The sequence below is a fragment of the Grimontia sp. THUN1695 genome, from assembly GCF_059704325.2.
The window spans coordinates 199,174-219,242 of the sequence record NZ_AP046576.1; the positions used below are offsets into that span (position 1 = coordinate 199,174).

19 protein-coding genes are annotated in these 20,069 nt (G+C 47.4%); 5 read left to right on the forward strand and 14 right to left on the reverse strand.

All coding sequences use genetic code 11. The features are described from left to right. Window positions 1–99: 99 nt before the first annotated feature. The 5 genes from AC6IB1_RS00970 to AC6IB1_RS00990 form a co-directional block, all read right to left on the reverse strand. Complete coding sequence (locus AC6IB1_RS00970) at window positions 100–630, reverse strand: DUF4136 domain-containing protein (protein ID WP_497566528.1); 531 nt, start codon at window positions 628–630, stop codon at window positions 100–102. Between the two features lie 139 nt (window positions 631–769). Then, window positions 770–1,438, reverse strand: coding sequence for a hypothetical protein (locus AC6IB1_RS00975; RefSeq protein WP_497566529.1), 669 nt, complete (start codon window positions 1,436–1,438; stop codon window positions 770–772). A gap of 157 nt (window positions 1,439–1,595) precedes the next feature. After that, entirely contained in the window at window positions 1,596–2,345 is a 750-nt protein-coding gene (locus tag AC6IB1_RS00980; protein ID WP_114995705.1) for a LytR/AlgR family response regulator transcription factor, read from the reverse strand. After that, window positions 2,333–3,352, reverse strand: a complete 1,020-nt coding sequence (locus AC6IB1_RS00985; RefSeq protein ID WP_497566530.1) for a sensor histidine kinase — start codon at window positions 3,350–3,352, stop codon at window positions 2,333–2,335. The genes AC6IB1_RS00980 and AC6IB1_RS00985 overlap by 13 nt, the downstream gene beginning before the upstream one ends. A gap of 317 nt (window positions 3,353–3,669) precedes the next feature. After that, window positions 3,670–5,466, reverse strand: a complete 1,797-nt coding sequence (locus tag AC6IB1_RS00990; protein ID WP_497566531.1) for a diguanylate cyclase domain-containing protein — start codon at window positions 5,464–5,466, stop codon at window positions 3,670–3,672. A gap of 260 nt (window positions 5,467–5,726) precedes the next feature. On the opposite strand from AC6IB1_RS00990, the gene AC6IB1_RS00995 reads away from it, so the two are divergent. From AC6IB1_RS00995 to AC6IB1_RS01005, 3 genes are all read left to right on the forward strand, one after another. Beyond that, window positions 5,727–7,319, forward strand: coding sequence for an ABC-F family ATPase (locus AC6IB1_RS00995; protein WP_497566532.1), 1,593 nt, complete (start codon window positions 5,727–5,729; stop codon window positions 7,317–7,319). A gap of 380 nt (window positions 7,320–7,699) precedes the next feature. Continuing rightward, complete coding sequence (locus tag AC6IB1_RS01000) at window positions 7,700–8,221, forward strand: DUF3332 domain-containing protein (RefSeq protein WP_497566533.1); 522 nt, start codon at window positions 7,700–7,702, stop codon at window positions 8,219–8,221. 138 nt (window positions 8,222–8,359) lie between these two features. After that, window positions 8,360–8,710, forward strand: coding sequence for a DMT family transporter (locus AC6IB1_RS01005; protein WP_497566534.1), 351 nt, complete (start codon window positions 8,360–8,362; stop codon window positions 8,708–8,710). 12 nt (window positions 8,711–8,722) lie between these two features. Here AC6IB1_RS01005 and AC6IB1_RS01010 read toward each other — a convergent pair whose 3' ends face one another. Beyond that, window positions 8,723–9,673 carry a GGDEF domain-containing protein gene (locus AC6IB1_RS01010; RefSeq protein WP_497566535.1) on the reverse strand — a complete coding sequence of 317 codons (951 nt, stop codon included), beginning with the start codon at window positions 9,671–9,673 and terminating at the stop codon, window positions 8,723–8,725. A 208-nt stretch (window positions 9,674–9,881) separates the two neighbouring features. Between AC6IB1_RS01010 and AC6IB1_RS01015 the strand changes: the two genes are divergently transcribed. Then, on the forward strand, window positions 9,882–10,148 hold the full coding sequence (locus tag AC6IB1_RS01015; RefSeq protein ID WP_497566536.1) for a hypothetical protein: 267 nt from the start codon (window positions 9,882–9,884) through the stop codon (window positions 10,146–10,148). Here the strand turns inward: AC6IB1_RS01015 and AC6IB1_RS01020 are convergent. From AC6IB1_RS01020 to tnaC, 8 genes are all read right to left on the reverse strand, one after another. After that, window positions 10,145–10,915 carry a substrate-binding periplasmic protein gene (locus AC6IB1_RS01020; RefSeq protein ID WP_497566537.1) on the reverse strand — a complete coding sequence of 257 codons (771 nt, stop codon included), beginning with the start codon at window positions 10,913–10,915 and terminating at the stop codon, window positions 10,145–10,147. The two genes, AC6IB1_RS01015 and AC6IB1_RS01020, sit on opposite strands and share 4 nt — an antisense overlap. Before the next feature lie 95 nt (window positions 10,916–11,010). After that, on the reverse strand, window positions 11,011–12,057 hold the full coding sequence (locus AC6IB1_RS01025) for an endonuclease/exonuclease/phosphatase family protein (protein WP_497566538.1): 1,047 nt from the start codon (window positions 12,055–12,057) through the stop codon (window positions 11,011–11,013). Window positions 12,058–12,190: 133 nt separating this feature from the next. Then, window positions 12,191–13,453, reverse strand: a complete 1,263-nt coding sequence (locus AC6IB1_RS01030; RefSeq protein ID WP_497566539.1) for a quaternary amine ABC transporter ATP-binding protein — start codon at window positions 13,451–13,453, stop codon at window positions 12,191–12,193. Beyond that, on the reverse strand, window positions 13,446–14,345 hold the full coding sequence (locus tag AC6IB1_RS01035; protein ID WP_005502387.1) for an ABC transporter permease: 900 nt from the start codon (window positions 14,343–14,345) through the stop codon (window positions 13,446–13,448). Before AC6IB1_RS01035 ends, AC6IB1_RS01030 begins: the two co-directional genes overlap by 8 nt. 167 nt (window positions 14,346–14,512) lie before the next feature. Then, window positions 14,513–15,505, reverse strand: a complete 993-nt coding sequence (locus tag AC6IB1_RS01040; RefSeq protein ID WP_497566540.1) for an ABC transporter substrate-binding protein — start codon at window positions 15,503–15,505, stop codon at window positions 14,513–14,515. Between the two features lie 606 nt (window positions 15,506–16,111). Then, window positions 16,112–17,326 carry an aromatic amino acid transporter gene (locus AC6IB1_RS01045; protein ID WP_497566541.1) on the reverse strand — a complete coding sequence of 405 codons (1,215 nt, stop codon included), beginning with the start codon at window positions 17,324–17,326 and terminating at the stop codon, window positions 16,112–16,114. A gap of 91 nt (window positions 17,327–17,417) precedes the next feature. Continuing rightward, window positions 17,418–18,881 (reverse strand): tryptophanase, encoded by a 1,464-nt coding sequence (gene tnaA, locus AC6IB1_RS01050; RefSeq protein ID WP_497566542.1) that lies wholly within the window; start codon window positions 18,879–18,881, stop codon window positions 17,418–17,420. Between the two features lie 216 nt (window positions 18,882–19,097). Then, complete coding sequence (gene tnaC / locus AC6IB1_RS01055) at window positions 19,098–19,166, reverse strand: tryptophanase leader peptide (RefSeq protein ID WP_081455996.1); 69 nt, start codon at window positions 19,164–19,166, stop codon at window positions 19,098–19,100. Window positions 19,167–19,619: 453 nt separating this feature from the next. Between tnaC and rbsD the strand changes: the two genes are divergently transcribed. Then, window positions 19,620–20,039 (forward strand): D-ribose pyranase, encoded by a 420-nt coding sequence (gene rbsD / locus AC6IB1_RS01060; protein ID WP_497566543.1) that lies wholly within the window; start codon window positions 19,620–19,622, stop codon window positions 20,037–20,039. Window positions 20,040–20,069 lie beyond the last annotated feature (30 nt).

A 20,069-nucleotide genomic window follows, 5' to 3' on the forward strand; every position in this document is an offset into this window, starting at 1 on the left:
CTAAACACTATATCTGACAGGTGCAATAGTGAAACTCACCTAATTCTTTGCGAATTTCTGGTGGTTAGGACGATGTTGCTTGGGTGTATAAAGCTGTGATTATTCAGGCGTACTTCTTGGCGGGAAATGTTCAAACATCGCGTGAACCTGTTCATTAATGAATGCGTTTTTGCTTGTTGGGGTCATGCCATCTGTCAATTTGCGGTTGGAGACCGCGCGCCAAACAACGTGATTGGATATCGTATCCACCATTTCTACTACCAATTGCCCATAATCGCGTTGATCTATCCTGATGGGAGTATTGTAGAGGGTGCCAAATCGTCGTGAGCCATACCCAATGCTGAAAGTAGGACCATAGGCGATGCTTTCTGTTTTTGGTTCAATGAAATAACGCAGGGTGACATCGGGGGACTCCACTGTGTCTGATAACCCTTTGGCACGCATTTCATTTTGCAGCGCGCGTTCAATGCGACTGCCGTCGAGCGAAATCGGAGACGTATTAACATTGGCTGCAATGTTATACGTCTCAATGTCCTGATAAGGAAACCGTTGATCAAAATCGGTATACACACTTTGGGCACATCCAGAGAGAATGACAACAAAGAGCAGGGAGAGAAAGCGAGCGGACATCGTTAATGCCTCAAGTTTGGGGGATACTGATGTTATAGACTCATGTAATCAGCAAAAAGTTGCTTTATTGGTTGCTGTTGGCAGTAAATTGAAGAGTGTGAGTGACGGCATATTTCCCGTATTTTCAGGCAATAAGATCTTATGATATATCATGGCCAAGTAGCGCATGTGCCTCATAAGTATAGGGATGTGTCGGAGCCAATTTACGCATTTCGTCAGCCCATTTTTTGGCCATATCCTGATTGTTCATATTAATGGCCGCTTTCACTGCGCCGATATGGATCCAAGCTCGGGGACCGAAGGGGTAATACCCCAGCTCATTCGATGTCATCATGCTTTTCAACATGTTAAATCCCCGCTCTTGCTGTTCAAGTGAATCGGACATATTAGTGAAGGAAATGGCAGCAAGAGACTGTACATAGAGCCCTTCGTTGAGCCCGTAATAGGGTTTGTTAAACGACTCGTCTGAGAGTTGATTGAGTGATGTATTCAGCGAGTTGATACCCATCTGGGAGAACTTTGCTCGATTCCAGGGTAGCCATGCATCTCTTGCTTTTATCGACATACAACTGCCGTAATAGGCCGTGAGCAGAGGGTCTCCGGGATATTGAATAAGTAGGCTTTCGACAGCATCGAGCACATGATCGTTGGCATCGTTATCACCAGCGGTTGCATCCAGAAAGGTATCTTGTAGTGTCCGAGCCATTGTGGTTGCGTTGACCTTTGCCAACCAGGTTGGTGTGTCTATTGCAAAAGCGACCAGTCCACACAGTAAAATGCGGTACAACCATTTGTCTTTGAGTGGCATTGCGTCTCCCGCGTTTTTTGATCCTTGAAGCGCTAACGTAACTCAGTTTGTGGGAAGTTGAAGCGTGATGAGACCAACGGCCGTTTTCACTGATGAATAGCCGTTGGTTGATATAAAGTGACGATGATGCCACCGAAAGACTGAAATATTTTTTGGGTTACATCTGTTTGAAAAGCGCATTTGCACTGCGGCTGACAGGGAGCTGGCTGCGCTTTGATGTTACTTCCACCACCATTTTTCCCGTTATGTCTTTGAACACTCTGTTAATCGCAGAGACTTTGACGATCACTGAGCGATGGATCTGCCAGAAAGTTTCTTGGCAAAGCATCTGTGACAGGTTTCTAAGTGGTGTCCGGATAATGTACTCAGCGTCTTTGGTACACACGGTGACGTATTTGTCTTCGGCTTTGAAATACTCAACATCATCGACATGGATCAGATGAATGTCATCACCTTTTGCTGCCTTCAGCCATGTTAAGAGCGTTTTCTGCTTCTCCTTCGCTTCTGTCAGGATTTGGCTCAGCTCATCAGGGTTCAGTGTTGGTTTTGTTCGGGTTTTAAGACGGTTGCAGGTTTTAGTCAGGCGTTTTTCATCGATAGGCTTGATGAGATAGTCGATTGCACCATGTTCAAACGCTTCAATAGCATAGTGATCATACGCGGTGACAAACACGATGCGAGGCGGTTTGCTGAGACCGTTGACGGCGTCAGCGACTTCCATTCCATCCAACCCAGGCATTCGAATATCCAAAAAAACGATATCAGGTTGTAATGTTTTGGCCAGCTCAATGGCCTCCAGGCCGTCTTTTGCACAGCCTACAACGTCAATGTCTGAAGATACTGCACCTAGCAGGCGGCTTAAATGATGTCTGAGAATAGGTTCGTCATCAGCTATTATGGCTCGCATTGAAATGAAATCCTTGTCGTGAACCCCCCGCTATGATGGGGGGTGAGTGTAAGTTGGCCTTTTTCTCCGTATAGTGCGGATAAGCGCTCCCTGACGTTCTTCATGCTAACGCCATTTCCCTTAGAATTTTCGTTGAAGCCGATGCCGTTATCAGACACTTCGACCGTGATCGTATTTTCCTGCTTGGTGAAGTTAACGTGGATATAACCGCCTTTCACTGAAGGCTCAATACCGTGGACGACGGCGTTTTCTACTGCCGGTTGAATAAGAAAAGGAGGGATTCGGGTTTGTTTTGAAAGGGAAGGGTCTACGTTAATATCAAACCCCATACGATCAGAAAGGCGTATTTGTTGGATAGAAAGGTAACTGTCGAGCAGCTTTAACTCGTCGTGAAGAGAAATGGTCTCTTTTCTCTGTTGCTTAAGGCTGGCTCTGAGCAAGTCGGTGATCTTTTCCAGTAACGCTTTGGCTTTAGATGGATCAATATCAATCAGTACCTGGATATTCGCCAGCGTGTTGAATAGAAAATGGGGTTCCATTTGTCCTTGCAGGCTACGTAATTGGCTGTTTATAAGTGCTTTCTCTTGTTCTGCCTGACGGATTTGAACGTCTTTTAAATCGTTTTCTGCACGCCTTGCCCGTTCGCGGGTAATAAAGAAATAGGCTGTGAATGTCGCAAAGGAGACCGTGAAGATTAGCGTAGGAAACAGCACCTCGGTGCGGAGGTATCCACGGTATTGGTAAATCCAGAACAGCATGTTCATGGTGCCTAAGATAGAGCCAACAGAAATGGAGATAGTTGTTCTTTTCAGGTTGTTCCAGGAGGGAAAGCTTTGGGAAAAAAAGAGATGGAGAAAATGGAATGTGATGCCATAACCCATGGAAATCGCTAAGTGGTAATAGTAGGCACCGCCAATTAAAAAGGAGGTAATGTAGGCAATGACAGAACAAATTCCGACGACGATGATTATTCGAGTACGATCAAGATAATGGTTTGTAGGGTTCATTGTGCTTTATCTTTTCTAACTAATTGGATGTTAGTTTTTCTTGTTTTGTCTTGAAATACCTAACCTGCCTTGATTTGGTGAAGGCACTCGAAAATTCGACTTCCCAGTGCTTGTAGCGCCTTTGTGGATATAAAAAAGAGGCGCAGCATAATTCATGCGCGCCGTTCGATAAGGTATTTCGGATGCACAGTGGCTTTTCCGTTTCATTTGGAAAAACAACCAACCCAGCCACAATAACGCATTTTTTTCATGATGAAACCAGTATGCGACGAATGAACCAAATAATAGATGAGTGGCGTTATTGGGGCGTGAAGCGCTCAGCCTTGACTGGATAAGGGCTGGGTGGCTATCACGTCGAATCGGGTATTATTACCGCCTTTTCGCTCTGCTTCGATACGCATCATTTCACTGGTATTGAACATATGTTGTGGGTTGATGCGCTCATCACTGGCATCAAGCGAAGACAGTCCAATACTAAAAGTTAATGCGCCAGTTGGCGCAAGCATAAACGGCACGTTTTGTACTTTGAGGGCATCGTGAAGTTTCTGGCATACAATCTGGGCGTTTTCCTGCGTTGTATGTGGAAGAATGACAGCAAATTTTTCATCCACCAGATGGGCCACCACATCCGAAGAACGCTGACAGGTACGGGATAACACCTGACTGACATCAGTCAAGGCTTTGTTTGCTTCCTCATTCCCTTGTGCTGCTTTATATTCCTCAAAATGATCAATTGAAAGTAGCAATAAACTAAGCGGGGTTTTGTAGCGGCTGGCCCTGCGGAGTTCTTTATCAAGCATGTCATTGAAATACCGCAAATTGATAAGGCCGGTTAAGTCATCAATCGGATTCATTTCTTCCAGTTGATGGGTGGCATCTTCCAGGGCTTCCTGATTGAGGTCCAATGCTTGTGTGAGCTCCTCTTTTTCGTCGCTTATCTGGTGGATGGTGTCACTCTGGCGCTTTGTCAGCAGTACAAATGCCAGTACCAGTGATGCGAGTCCGAAGATGATCACCAGTGTGGTGAGCGCTTCTATTTTGTATTCCTGCCAAATGGGGGGACGGTAATTGATAAAACGTGTGCCTTCGGGAAGGGCGTTGCGATCAATATTGTGTTTGTCTAGAGCCTCTAAATCAAAAAACAACGAAGAAGGTGCAGATTGGGCGTCAGGTAACGAAGCATTGATGCCTTTGTCCAGCACTTCTAACGCCAGTTGTGCAGCCGCTTTTCCCTGACTGTAACCTGTGACAATTTGCCCGCCAACGGCACCGTGCCCTATGTGTGAATGCCAGTAGGTATAGAGTGGGAAAGGTGTGATGGAAGACAGTAACCGGGCGGTTTCTGCCGGGCTGTATTGCGTGCCGTCTGCTTTCGGAAGGGTATTACTTAGCAGGAAAACCAACGTATTGGCAGGAAACTGGCTGAGCTCAGCATCCAGTGCATCAATCGATAGATTGACAAAGATCTCAGTATCTATCACACCTGCATAAGCAGGTATAACCTGCTTTTTAACAATATCGACAACACGTTGGTTATGCCCTTCGGTGGTAGTACCAACAAAAACGACAGAACCTGCCTGCGGATGTAATAACAAGGCAAGGTCGACGGCATCTTTGTAGTCGATGTATTCAGAAATACCGGTCGTATTGCCTGTTGCCTGCAATTTCTCAGGGGAGTAGTCCTTTACGGCGGTATAGAGCAAGGGCTGGTTGGGAAACAGAACGGATTGATGTTGAAGCGCAAAATCAACCGCGGCATTGTCAGAGGCAATGACAAGATCGGTGGAGGCTGAGATATTTTTCGCCGCAAGCAACCCGGCTATTTTTTCGCTGACCGAAGCGCCTTGATGGCGCAAGGTATCAAGATAGACCACAGATAAATCAATTGTTGTGCCGGATGCATCAAAGGTATCGCGCAAGCCACTTTCAATTTCATCGCTCCATCCATAACCCCGGTGAAATGCGTTGATATACAAAACCCGCTTGGCACCCGCTTCGACTGATGCATTCGACGGTGAAATGGTCATAAACAGGGTAATGAATACACCCACGACCAGAATCAATGTATAGATACCGGTATGATGCGCAACAGCCCTTTTCATCTTGTCTTTCATACTGCTCTCATGTGCGTTCTTATGGTGGTGGTGACTGTTCATAAAATGAGACAAGGTCATCCGGTAAGTGTAGTTTGGAAATAGAGGATGAGAGGACGAATAACTGGCAATGTAAGAGCCTGGGATGTTGTGCAAATTTTTGCATAAACACAAGAAGAGGTAACAACTGGAATGTGACTTGTTCTGCTGTTTGCTTGAAGTAGTGGAACGAACTCTGTACCCTTGCCGCGTTTTCCCATTCTCTGTTCAGGATTAATACCTTGCTAAGTACTGCTAATATCACCCAGCAATTTGGCGCCAAGCCACTTTTCGAAAACATTTCCGTCAAGTTCGGAGAAGGCAACCGCTATGGCCTTATCGGCGCAAACGGCTGTGGTAAATCGACGTTTATGAAGATACTGAGCCGTGAATTGGAGCCGACCAGTGGTAATGTCAGCGTGGACCCAAATGAGCGCGTCGCCAAGCTGAACCAGGATCAGTTCGCGTATGAAAACTTCACGGTGATTGACACGGTTATCATGGGCCACAAAGAACTGTGGGCGGTGAAGCAAGAGCGTGATCGCATCTATGCACTTCCGGAAATGAGCGAAGAAGACGGGATGCGCGTCGCTGACCTTGAAGTTCAGTTTGCTGAAATGGACGGTTACATGGCTGAAGCCAAGGCCGGTGAATTGCTGTTGGGGGTGGGCATTCCCGTTGAACAGCATTATGGCCTGATGAGCGCGGTGGCACCGGGCTGGAAACTGCGTGTTCTTTTGGCACAGGTGCTGTTTGCCGATCCCGATATCATGCTGCTTGACGAACCAACGAACAACCTGGATATCGATACGATTCGCTGGCTGGAAGATACGCTGAACGAACGCAACTGCACCATGATCATCATTTCGCATGACCGTCATTTCCTGAACTCAGTTTGTACCCACATGGCGGATTTGGATTACGGAGAACTGCGTGTTTATCCGGGCAACTATGATGAGTACATGATAGCAGCGACACAGGCCCGTGAACGTCTGCTGGCAGACAATGCGAAGAAGAAAGCTCAGATTGCTGAGCTGCAAACCTTTGTGGCGCGTTTCTCGGCAAACGCATCAAAAGCGAAGCAGGCGACCTCTCGTGCCAAGCAAATCGAAAAAATTCAGCTGAATGAAGTGAAGGCATCAAGCCGCCAGAGTCCTTTCATACGCTTTGAGCAGTCGAAAGAGCTGTTCCGCAATGCGCTTGAAATTGAAAACCTGAGCCAGGGTTTTGACCACGATTTATTTTCCAACTTCAGTGGTATTTTTGAAGTCGGCGAACGTGTCGCAATCATTGGTGAAAACGGCGTGGGTAAAACCACGTTGCTAAACACCTTGGCAGGTGTAATGGCGCCGCGTACCGGTTTTTACAAGTGGTCTGAAAATGCCAATATTGGTTACTACGCGCAGGATCATGCGGCTGACTTTAAACAAGACATGAACCTGATGGCGTGGATGAGTCAGTGGCAACAGGAAGGTGATGATGAGCAAACCGTGCGTGGTTTCCTTGGCCGTATGCTGTTTTCTCAAGACGATATCAAGAAATCAGTGAAAGTACTTTCCGGTGGTGAGCAAGGACGTATGTTGCTTGGCAAGATCATGATGCACAAACCCAATATCTTGCTGATGGATGAACCCACTAACCACATGGACATGGAATCGATCGAAGCGCTGAACACCGCACTTGAGCACTACAAGGGTACCTTGTTCTTCGTATCACATGACCGTGTGTTTGTTGATTCTCTGGCGACCCGGATTCTCGAAATCCGTGATGGCAAGATCACTGACTTCAAAGGTACGTATTCGGAGTTCCTGAAATCACGCGGTATTGATGGTTAATCCAACGTCCTCCCCTTGAAGAAACACACCCGCATTTTTGCGGGTGTGTTTTATCTGGAGATGGTACCGCTATAACGTGTGAGTCATGATTTTAGAAGCATGGTGGAATGCCAACCAGCTGATTGAAAAATGAGCAAACAAACGGGTGGCGCAATAATCTTGTTGTTATTTATAGCGTGAATGGTTGGCATTTATAATAGCCGTGGATCGGGTGAATGTCAGGGTGCTTTAACGTCTGTTTAACTGGCCTGGCATTACATTTACAAGAGGGTGTGAATGAGGTGTTATTAAGCCTGTTTTCGTGCAAATCTACCTCTCTTTTTTTTCTGAAAATACGCTGTATACTTCGCCAACTTTTTCAACTCACAGTGTGTAAAACGATGAAAAAATTTGCAATTAAAGCTGTTGCAGCAGCAGTACTGTCAGTGTCGCTGACAGGTTGTATCGGTCAAATGGCAACGTCTGGCCTGGTAATGAAACTGAACCTTTCTGCAGTAGATAACCGTTATGCACGTGCGGGTCTGTACGTACTGATGAGCCCTGTTTACGGTATTGCAGTGACGGCTGACCTGTTCATTTTCAACTCCATCGAGTTCTGGACAGGCACCAACCCAATTTCTGGTAAATCTCCGGCGGTGGCAGACACCCCAATGAGCGCTGTTATTCAGATCAACCAGAAACTGGATAAAGATCTGACAACCGCACCAGTGAAGATTTCTTCTGCTGACATCAAGCAAGTGAATGACAAATCGCTGGAAATGTCAGTGGCTTATGCAGACGGTACAACCCAGGTTCTGCGTGGCGAAAAAGAAGGCGAGATGGTTAACTTTTATCTGAACAACGAATTCATCACTGCTGTGTCTGTTGATGAACTTAGCGAATACGCGGCAAATCGCGTATAATCGCCGTTTGGATGACGAGCCCTGCTTTGGCGGGGCTTCGTTATTTCTGGGGCAGGATGCCAACATATTCAAACCATTTGAAATTGCAGCTTGTGTAGTGATATCACCTAAACCTGACCCTGAGGATATTCTAGCCGTATGTTGAAATTGATCACCACCTTACCGCCTTTGGTCACGTTGTCGGTCGCTATTCTCTTTGAAATTGTGGCGACGTCTATGATGCCGAAAACCCAGTCATTCACTCAGCCGGTATCGACGGTATCTGTTTTGTTATGCTATGCGATCTCTTTTTATCTGCTATCTATTACGGTAAAAACCATGCCGTTGGGTATTGCTTACGCTATCTGGAGTGCGGCAGGTATATTGTTGGTGTCGATGGTGGCTTGGTTGATTTATGGTCAACAGTTAGATTTGGCTGCCATTGTAGGAATGACAATGATTGTCGGTGGCGTCGCCATTATTAACCTGTTTTCCAGCGTAATGCATTGATTGCTGAGCTGGTCACGCTTTAGCTTTACGTGCCAGGTTTCTGGCTATTTCCACCAGGTGGGAGATATCATATTCACCTTCCGGCTCCACCCAGGAGACCCCGACAGAATAGTTGAGTGTGTAGGGGAGGCTTTTTTCCTTTGCATCGCGGTCAACACGCTTCTTAAACCGGTTAAGAATGTCCTGGGTGTTGGAGATCGGTGTGTTTGTCATTAACACCGCAAACTTGCCGTGCTCCAACCTTGCCAGTACATCCGATCCTCTGAAGCCAAACTTCAGCAATTCAGCAAAAAAGACCATTGCGTTGTCCCTTTCTCTTTTATGAAACGGGTTTATTTGTGTTAGTCCACTTAGGTCGAAAAATGCCAGTGAGGCAGGCAGGTTGAGCCTCTCACACATATTCAGGCTGTTTTGGCTAAGCACCTCGAAACCACCTTCATTCAATAAGCCAGTCAGTGGATCCTGCATAGTACAACTCTGCATGGATGCCAGTTCGTTTTCCACCAACGCAGCGATGTCTTTCATACAACTTATCTCGTCGACATCAAAGTGCCTAGGTTCGTCATCAGCGAGGCTCAGTGTGCCAAGCAGGGCTCCGTTGCGGTGGCGGATTGGGTAGCCGGCATAAAAGCGGATACCGGGCTTTCCGGTGACCATTGGATTATCGGCAAAACGCGAGTCGGCGTGAGTGTCCTGCACCACAAGGGGAGTGTGCTCTAAAATCGTATGGGCGCAAAACGTGATATCTCTGGGGATTTCCTTGTCTAAAGGACCAATGGCGGATTTTACCCATTGGCGATTGGTGTCGATAAAACTGATAGCGGCAATTTTTGTTGCGAACATTTGCTTTGTCAGACGGGTCAGCCTGTCAAAACGCTCCTCACTACCGGTGTCCAGAATGTTGAGATGTTCCAAAGACTGGAGACGCTGGCGCTCGTTGGCAGGTATGTCCGGTTTTTTCATTGTCGACCCAATGTGCAAGTGTTTTCATAAATATAGACAAACGGTGGCAATCTGGAGGTGGGTTAACCTGTCTCATAAACAACCATCTATAGTCACCGGGCGGGATTGGCGTGAATCAATGTAAATCCTGCTTGATATTTGATGGGTTAACCCCCATCGTATTTCAATATAGAAGCCAACACGTTTTTTTAATCCACGGGGAATGACTATGAAACAAATCCTGACTGGTGTGGTTACGCTTATTCTCGGCTTCTTTACCCTGGTGTTTGCCGCTGTGTTCGGCCTGATTATCTCGGTAGGAGCGTTGATTGCAAAACCTTTCCTCATGAAGAAATTACGCAAAGTGCAAGCACAGCAGGCTGCACAATTTGAACAGGCATACAGTGAAACCAAAGACCCCTCTTGGGCCCCTAAGACAAAACATCACGGGCAGACCATTGAAGGTGACTATCAGGACGTTACTGACAGCCGTTAATGTGTGGGCACCGAAAAAGGAAAGTATTCCCACTCGTGCGCATCAAATAAACGCTTTATTTCCCCCTGTTCCAGCAAGGTTTCAAAGCGCTTATCATAGATGCGTCTCAGGTTTTCTCCTTTCTCGTTGCTTACAAACCCAGGGTAAAGTTTCAGTACCATGAGGTCAGCCATTTCAAAAGCATCACGCTGGAGATTGCCAAGCTTGAACTCTTCTTCGAATTCTTCTTTGGCATCCAGCAAAACATCCAGCCTGTCGGTGTAGACCATCGATAATCCCTGATGGCGTGATTTCACTTCCCGGAAATTCAACTTGATATTCAGGTAATCGTGGTAGTCATAACCCTTTATCCAACCAACTGAGCGACCCTTCAAGGTTTCCTCTCCGTTCCAGACAGGGATAACCGAGTCTTTGTAGACGGCGGATATTTGCTCTATGTCATAGTGCCAGTAAGGGTAAAGGATCTTTTCCTGTTCATCGATGTACGAACCAAGGAAAACGTCCATCTTTTCGGCTTGAACAAGATAGATACTGCGAGAGTAGGTAGTGGTAACAGTCTTGATGGTATAGCCCAAGGGTTCAAATACCTTGCGCATAATGTCGAAATACAGCCCTGAACCATCTTTCTCGGTAGCATATTTCCAGGCTTCGCTAACAATAATGATCTCTTTATTGTCATGCTGCTTGGCAGTAGCCGGAAGCGAAGACAAAATTAGCGTTGAGAGTCCGGCAATGATCAGCAAATGTTGACTGAGCCTACGAATCATACTGGGTTCCTTAATGGTGGAATATCAATAATGAGACACCATATTAAGCTTAACCAAGATACTGTTTTTCGCGAGATAGATGGTGCTGTTGAAGATTACTGGCGAAGCGAAATGGTGACGCTGACAATCGCATGGTCGCTGCTGTAGGTGTCATGGTCGTATTTGGGGTTAACCAGGTGCGTATCTTCGCAATGAAAATCGCCCACTTCAGCAAGACTGACAGGATCAGCACTGTTAAATTCACTGGAAAGCAGGATGTAATCAAGCACGGATCCTTTTGCGTGAAAATAGTGAGTTGCAGGGCGTTCCAATGCGGTTTCCCCCGTGTTCTTCGTATATAGATCCCAACTGTCGTGAAGCTGGTAGTGGGATAGCGGCATGTCTGCCATATCATCTGTGATGGAACGCAGTCCGGAGATGTGAAAGGCGCGCAAGACCTCTGAACGGAGGTCGTCATTAAAGTCCCCCATCACTATGGCAGGATTGTTGGTATGGGAACGGCGCTTAATAACACTGCTCATCAGGTGGCATGCTTCTGACCCCCTTTGAATTGCTGATGCCCATGAACCAAAGATTTCTTCCTGCGTGGAATCTGCCAATTTCTTGGGTTCGTTGCCTTCGGTAGTTTCTTCCATAATGGGGCGCTTGGATTTAAGGTGCACCACGTATACGTCGGTTTGACCCAAAGAGGGCAGCTCCAGTGTGGCAAACAGCGGCAATCGGCTGAACTGGAACTGCTCATGGATACCTAACTTGGCAGAAACAGCGGGATCTGCCTGCAAGGGAAGGGCACTGAGAATGGGGTAACGGGATGCCAGACAAACAACCGGACTTTTATAGATGTATTCCTCCAGTGGTTCGGGTTCATCAACGACCGCAAAAAATCGATAACCTAACGGCTCAAGTAAGGCTTTTAGCGCTGATGCGCTGAACACTTCCTGAAAGGCAATAATGTCAGGCTGGTAGCTGCCAATATAACGGTTCAGCCAGGCACGCTTTTGACGCCATTGATCTTCGCTGTAGATATTACTGAACTCATAATATGCCCCGGGCGGCTCGATAAAATTGAACAGGTTTATCGTCGCCAGCTTCAGGCCTAACGCACTGTGGGCATAGGAACTTTTGCTGTTGGTCGCGAACACGGCACCGTCTCAGGAATTGTTATAAAGGTACGGACAGTATAGCGAAATCTGTCATGTGGGGATGGCAGAGGTGCGTATTTTTCGAGGTGAGAATAGAGAAAAAGCGCTTTAGCAAGAAGCGCTTTGAATAAGGTTACGCGGATGCTTTCACATCATCAGACTTTCCTGCTGTCGTCCCTTCTCCGGTATTGTCTGATGACGTTTGATCACTGAGTATATCAACCAGGTGCTGGCGGGAAAGTTCGCCCTGCAATTCGCCATCTTCACCGAGAACGGGCAGCGGTAGCTCGTTTTCAAGTGTATCTGGGATCACGTGCTCGATCAGGGCATCAGACTGGATACCCGGCACGGTTTCAAGCACTTTCTCGTCAATGGCGTCGCCGTGGCGGGCTGCGTCCAGAGATTCGAGTTTTTCCATGCTAAGTGCGCCTTGATAGCCGTCATCATTGACGTAATAACCATGCTCGGCTTTTGCTTTGCGCATTTCAGCCAGTGCCTCACCAATGGTTTCAGAACTGATGCGAAGACTCTGCGGCTTCATCACGGTATCGACAGTCAGTGCGCGTGCGCGGTTCACGTCTTTAACAAACGCTTCAACATAGTCATCGGCCGGATGCAGCAGGATATCGACCGGACGGCCCTGTTGCACCAGCTTACCGTCACGAAGAATGGCGATGCGATCGCCCAGACGCAATGCTTCATCCAGATCATGGGTGATAAAGATAATGGTCTTGTGCAGTTTTTCCTGCAAGCCAATCAACTGATCCTGCATTTCACTGCGGATCAAAGGGTCGAGCGCTGAGAAAGCCTCGTCCATCAGCAGGATTTCGGCATCGGTACATAAGGCGCGGGCGAGGCCGACGCGCTGTTGCTGACCGCCGGAAAGTTGTGAGGGATATTGTTGCTCGTAGCCACCGAGACCCACGGTTTCAAGCCAGTCTGCGGCCTTCTTTTCCCGCTCTGATTTATCCACGCCCTGTACTTGCAGGCCATAAGCGACGTTTTGAATCACGGTACGGTGAGGCATCAGGCCAAAACGCTGGAACACCATCGACATCTTGTGGCGACGGAAATCCTGTAAGCCTTTCTCGTCAAGCTTCATGACGTCTTCGCTCTCAACAATGATTTGGCCTTCGGTCGGCTCAATCAGGCGGTTGAAGTGGCGGATCATGGTTGATTTTCCTGATCCGGAAAGCCCCATGATCACAAAGATTTCACCACGTGCAATGTCGAGGTTAATGTCTTGTAGGCCCACGGTATGGCCGGTTGCGGCCAGAATGTCATCCTTGGATTTGCCTGCCTTAACATCCGGCAACACCTTTTGTGGTGTATTCCCGAAGATTTTGTAAAGGCCCTTAATCTGGATCAGCGGCATGCTGTTTTTCGTGTTACTCATTGTGGCCTCCGCTCAGGTGCTGCTGTGAACGTTTTGCATAACTTTGGGATACGCGGTCAAAGATGATAGCCAGTGCGACAATCGCAAGGCCGTTAATCAGACCAAGGGTAAAGTACTGGTTGGTGATCGATTTCAATACCGGTTGTCCCAGTCCTTTCACCCCAATCATAGAAGCAATGACCACCATCGCCAGAGCCATCATAATGGTCTGGTTAATACCAGCCATGATGGTTGGCATGGCCAGCGGAAGTTGGACACCGAAAAGGCGTTGTGTCGGGCTGGCACCGTACGCGGTGGCGGCTTCGAGCACTTCTTTATCGACCAGACGGATACCGAGATTTGTCAGGCGGATAACCGGTGGAATGGCATAAATAACCACGGCAATTACGCCCGGAATTTTACCAATACCAAGTAACATCACGACCGGGATCAGGTAAACAAACGCCGGCATGGTCTGCATCACGTCGAGCAGCGGTGTCACGGCTGACTGGACCCGGTTTGAACGCGCCATGGCAATGCCAATAGGAATGCCGAGGAAAATGGCGAGCATGGTGCAGACCAAGATAATGCTCATGGTACGCATAGTGTCTTCCCACATGCCGAAGTATCCAATGGCGAGGAACGACACCACGACGGCAACGCCGAGTTTCCATGAACGGCTCGCCATGTAGGATACACCCGCCAGAATCGCGATCATCAGCCACCAAGGGGTGCCGAGGAGAAGTTTTTCAAACCAGATAAGAAATTGGAGCAATGGGTCGAAGAAAGATTCGATGGTTTCACCGTAGTTTCGTGAAAACTCGCGGTAAGCGCCATCGAGCGTTTTGCGAATTGCCAGAAGATCGGAGCGGGACATCTCCGGAAATTCTGTTAGCCAAGAATTGTCTGCCATAACAGTACAGCGTCCTCTGCGTCTTTAGAATTAAAAACCATATCCCTATCACAGGTAGATGGTCGGCGACGTTCTTTGTGTTTTAAAAAGAGATGTCGCAAATACTTTTTGTATTGTCGAAAAAAACAGCGGGCTGAAAACACCAGCCCACAAACCGAGGCAGGCAATTACAGCGCCGATTTGATTTTCTTCGCTACGTCAGGGGTTACCCATCCACCCCAGATATCTTCATGGTTTTCCAGAAAGTACATTGCCGCGATTTCTCCATCGGCCTGGTTATCTTCCATCCATGCCAGAAGACGGTTCAACTGTGCATTGGTGAAAGAGCGGTTAGAGAGATAGCTGACGGCTTTTGGTGCATTTTGCGCGAAGCTTTCAGTGATGACAGTATCGACCGCAGAAGGTGGATACATGGTCACTTTAGGCTCAAGACAGTCTGGGTTGGTGGTACAGGTTTCAAAGTGTTCTTTGTCGATACCCGATCCGAAATCCACTTTTACCATTTCGTATTTACCCAATACTGCTGTTGGTGCCCAGTAATAACCAAACCAACCTTCACCGCGCTCATAGGCTTTGGCGATTGAGCCCGACAAGCCTGCACCTGAACCCGGATCGATAAGCTCAAACCCTTTGTTTTCCAGTTTCAGGGCATTGAACAGGTTGCCTGATGAAATTTGGCAGTTCCAGCCAGCCGGGCAGCCATAAAATGCCGATTTGGATGGATCTTCCGGGTGGGCAAACAGCTCACGATTAGCGGCAATGCCTTCAATCGTGGCCAGACTTGGGTTCTTTTCAACCAGGTATTTCGGTACCCAAAAGCCTTCTTCACCGCCGTCTGACAGCACGGCACCCGTATAGCGAAGGCGGCCTTCTTCGACACCACGATCCAGCGCGGCTTTCAATGAATTGCTCCAGAACTCAGGTGCAATGTCCGGCTCGCCTTTTTCAATCATTGACGTTCCGGTCGGCATGGTGTCGCCCGGCACCAGCTCTGCATCACAGCCATAACCTTCGGAAAGGATGATGCGATCGACATTGGCGATGAGGCTTGCAGAGTTCCAGTTCATATCAGCAATGGTCACTTTGCCGCATTCAGCTGCAACACCCGTCATTGGCAATGCCGACAGCAGCAGGCATGACGTGGTCAAACGTTTTTTCATGGAAGTTCCCTCTCATTTGAATAGTAACGATAAATGTGTACTCATCTAATTATTTATTTTTCTAATGCTGCACTACGTTATTTGTCCGATCTAGGTTTAACTGGCTGAAAAATAGGCATGCAACGATATAAATTATAACAAGTTTGCAGCAGGTTTTCTCAATCACTGTCACTTGTAAGTTGGTAATTGATTTGAGCTCTAAGTAAATATGCGACTTATTACTTAAAAACAACATCCAATAACGTAATGATTTGGAAAGGGAAAACGTCAGTAAGGACCCATCCCTTGTATGAAATGTAAGAATTGGTGATCAGGTCAAAGATTTGTGCGGCCAAAGCCCGTTTTTTTCGACGGTATTCTTCAGATATGCCACGCGTATTTTGGTTCTTGAGAGGCGGTATCAAGTAACAGTACAACAGAGGGAACATATTGAAACCTGTTGTTGGTCTTTGAAGATGACGCGGTTATCGCGGGTCTGATTGTTCCGCTCCTTAGTGGAAATGGTTTATTTCGCGTTGATACGTCTCGTTTCTGTGCAGAGCCAGTGGCAAACAGCTGCCAGTAATGCAAGGCCGGATAACCGGCCTTCTCCCACTAAAAAGGTGATCAGCCAGCAAAGGCTGGTAGTATCCCTGCCATGGACAGAAAATGGAACAGGGCAGTCAGCAGACCAAACAGGATCACTGCACCAATCATAGCGTTGCCGCCAGGAGCCATAAAACCCTGAGTGCCTCCAGCCAGTGTGCGCGATTTCATTGCCAACAGGGCGGGAATGATACACGCCCAGACGGTTGCCGCTGCGCCAGCATAGCCAATCGCGATGATAAAACCGAAGGGAAACAGCAACGACATCACCAGAGGTGGCAGGAAAGTCACCGCCCAACATTTGGTGCGCCCGGCTTTGGTATCATCGAACTTGAAGAAGTCCGCCAGAAAATCAAACACACCCAAACCGACGCCAATAAAAGAGGAGAGGATTGCGGCCATGGAGAAGGCATTAATGGCTTTGGAGATGCTTTCAGATGCGATCACCCCATCGAGCTGTTTTAACAGGGCATCCACGTTACCGCCCTGTTCAATGACAGGACCAAACTCATGGCGGGGCAGGTTGCCGAATATACTGATTAGCCACAGGCAATACAGTGTCAGCGCAATAATGGTACCGCCTAAAATGGCATACTTGGCTTTTCTCTCCTCGCCATAATAGGCGCGCATGGAAGAGACTGAATGGTGATAGCCAAAGGAGGTCAGGGCGACGGGCAGCATTGCCATCGCATAAGAGGCGTACTGTGTGTCAGCGTTCGCCACATCGAGCAGCACCGCGACATCCACATTAATCGCCATGCCGGAAACGCCAAAAACAAAACTCAGCACCATGAAGCTAATCAATACGACAGAAATGCGGTCAACCGCGCGGGTAGAGTGCCAGACAAACAGGGAGAAAACGGCGACAAAAAGAATGGATGTGACCTGGCTGCTTACCCCCGTGATTTCCTGAAGGATAAGACCCGATGATGTTATGTAGGCATAAAGTAAAATTCCTCCCACAAAATAAACGGTAATGTTATTAAAAATGTTAACTTTGTTTCCGAGGAGATCTTTGGTGACAGAATTAAATGATACTTTTAAATCGTAATGTTTGAATGATTCAAGCAGCATCCAGCCTGAAATAGTCATCACGATCATTGTTATTGAAATAGCGAGTATTGACCAAATTGTCCACGCTCCCGCTCCCGAACTGGGTAGCCCCAACATTCCCGCACCAACACATACGCTGGCGATAATGCAGGAGCCACCGATTAACGATGGGCTCTTTTCCATAATTATTTCTCTCAAGTTTCACGTTATTGGATTTATTTTTTGTTATTGGAATAAAAAAGAGCGCAATAAATATGGCGCTCTTAAAGTGGTTTTATACGGTTTCTAATTCAATTGTTTCAGGATTTTTTTCTTCCACGGACTCGACTTCTTTGAGACGTGCTGTGAAGTGACGAAGGACAGAAGGTTCATAAGTGAAATCCAGCCCTTTTACCTTGTGCGCGTTTTTCTTCACTTCCCCAAACGCTTCAATAATAAAGTCCATGTGCGATTGCGTGTAGGTAGCGCGCGGAATGGTCAGGCGCAGCAATTCAGCTGGGCAGGGGTGTTGCCTGCCGGTAACCGGGTCACGGCCAAGAAGCAGGGAACCGATTTCCACTGAGCGAATGCCTGCTACTTTGTAGAGCTCACAAGCCAAGGCATGCGCTGGGAACTGGTGGGGTGGAATGTGTGGCAGCAGTTTACCTGCATCCACAAACGCCGCGTGTCCCCCAGCTTGCTGACAGACAATGCCAATCGCTTCCAGACCATCGACCAGATATTGCACTTGTTTTATGCGGTACTCGAGCCACTCCTGACGCATACCGTCGTAAAGGCCAACGGCCAGACGCTCCATCGCGCCACCTTCCAGGCCACCGTATGTCGGGAAGCCTTCCTGCACCACACAAAGGGTGCGGCATTCCTGATAAACATCCATAAAGGATTCGTCTTTAAAACACAGCAAGCCACCCATTTGCACCATGGCATCTTTCTTGGCCGACATCGCCAGCCCATCGGCGTATTTGTAGGCTTCTCGGGTAATTTCAGCAATGGTCCAGTCTTGGTAACCTGGTTCACGTTGTTGCACGAAGTAAGCATTTTCAGCAAAGCGGGCTGAGTCCATGATCACAGGGATATCATAGCGTTTTGCAATCTCGTACACCGCTTTGAGGTTGGCGATTGACACTGGCTGGCCACCCGCAGAGTTACAGGTAATGGTGCTGACAATATAAGGAACGTTTTCCGGGCCGGCCTCGAGAATCGCCGCCTCCAGTTTTTGCAGGTCAAAGTTTCCTTTAAAATCAGCGGAAACGGAGGTATCGAACGCTTCTTCGGTGTAAACGTTTTTCGCCACACAACAGTTCACCTGTGTATGACCCTGTGTGGTGTCAAAGAAGTAGTTGGACAGCGCTACCATTTTGCTGCGATCCAACCCTTTTTCTTTTTCACGCTTTTTAATCAACACAGGGATATAAATTTGCTCTGCGCCGCGGCCCTGGTGGGTAGGAATGGTCAGCTCGTAGCCAAAGATATCTTTCACCGCATCAGATAGGACGTAATAGCTGCGGCTACCACTATACGCTTCGTCGCCACGCAGCATGGCCGCCTGCATGTCCTGTGTGATGGCACCGGTGCCGCTGTCAGTCAGCAGGTCGATAAACACATCTTCACTGTCGAGCAGGAAGGGGTTCATACCCGCCTTCAGGATGGCCTGTTCACGATAAGCTCGGGTGGTGCGTTTTACTGGCTCAATTACACGGATACGGAAAGGTTCTGGTAAGTGTTTGAAATTTTCCATGATTTTATACCTTTTGTTTTTCTGGCAGGACTTGGCCATTTTATTTAATTAATTCGGGCACTATTAATCCGTCAGGAAATGAATCTGATTGAAATTATTTTTATGGGTTTTAATTATCAAAATAACAGGTGTAACAACACGGAGTTAATATTCATTAAGCTGGGTAAGTCATACTGTTTATTGATAATGACGCATAGAAATGCGCAAGGGAACAGCTTATGCAGGGAAAAAGAAAGCAATTTTGTAGTCTTGAGTAAACCAATGATTTAATTCATTCACATTCATATTTCACCAACCTGAAACTCAATAATTCAAGCTAACGATAATACTATCGATTAGAAAGTCTCAGCTGTCATCCATAAAAAGAGCAAATTGAGAACACGTAGGCAATTTTTATATGGGCGCATTTATGTTGTGTATCCAAGGGTAGCCATCTTTGTCAAGTTGCTTAGGCATTGCGCGCCGAGGTATCAGTTTCCGGTGGTCATTTCCTGAAGAGCATGGACGTCAGGCACTTTGCTGCACAGTAACCCGCAAAAAACAGTGATTCAGCTCAAATTTCATTTCCCCAAATGTTCAAGAACAGGGATCAACATCACGGCTGGAATTTTCTTTTAGAGACGCATCGAAACGTTTCGATTATTGTCAACGAAACGTTTCGATGGGTTGATTTTCCGGTCGGGTTTCACCACAAACCGGCGGCTCATCGACAATTAGCCGCTGTAAGAAGGTTAAAGAATGAAAAAAAGTACCCTACTGAACTCTGATATCACGCATCTGGTCTCTACGTTGGGCCACACCGACGAATACACCATTTGTGATGCTGGCTTGCCCATTCCTCAACATGTTGCACGTATTGATTTGGCGCTTACCCATGGTGTTCCCAGCTTTCTGGATACGGTTCGCGTTGTACTGACTGAATCTCAAATCGAAGGGATTATCCTGGCGGAAGAGTTCGCGACGGTAAGTCCTGAATGTCATGAAGCGCTGATTCAAGAAATCCGAAACGAAGAAGTACGCAGCAGCAAAACCATTTCAATTCAATATCTTTCGCATGAAGCATTCAAAGCGCGTACTCATGACAGCCATGCGGTGATTCGTACCGGAGAATGCACACCTTACGCGAACGTGATTTTTCAAGCTGGCGTGGTTTTCTAAGCGCTTTGGATTTGAGTGAGACGAGGACAT